The organism is Isoptericola croceus, from assembly GCF_029382255.1.
Lineage (GTDB): Bacteria > Actinomycetota > Actinomycetes > Actinomycetales > Cellulomonadaceae > Isoptericola > Isoptericola croceus.
Window position 1 is genome coordinate 1 of sequence record NZ_JARLLG010000511.1, and the last position, 255, is coordinate 255.

Consider the following 255-nt stretch of genomic DNA (forward strand, 5'->3'; position numbering starts at 1 on the left):
TTCACCCAACAGATGGAGAATGGTTGGCGCGACATCGCTGAGCTTGCCACCTTCATCGATAGTGGCATCACGGCCAACAAACACAAAAGGCACTAGCTCGCTGGTGTGTGCAGTATGGGCTTGACCAGTACTCTCGTCGGTCATTTGCTCGGCGTTGCCGTGGTCTGCAGTGATAATACATTCACCGCCAACCTTCGCGAGCGCATCCACTACCCGGCCGATACAGGTATCGACAGCTTCACAGGCTTTAACAGC

General features: G+C 54.5%; 1 protein-coding gene. It reads right to left on the minus strand.

Annotation, left to right across the window (positions count from 1 at the left end; genetic code table 11):
- The coding region (locus tag PZC42_RS21960) for a hypothetical protein (protein WP_498041215.1) at positions 1 to 255 on the minus strand (255 nt) is incomplete at both ends.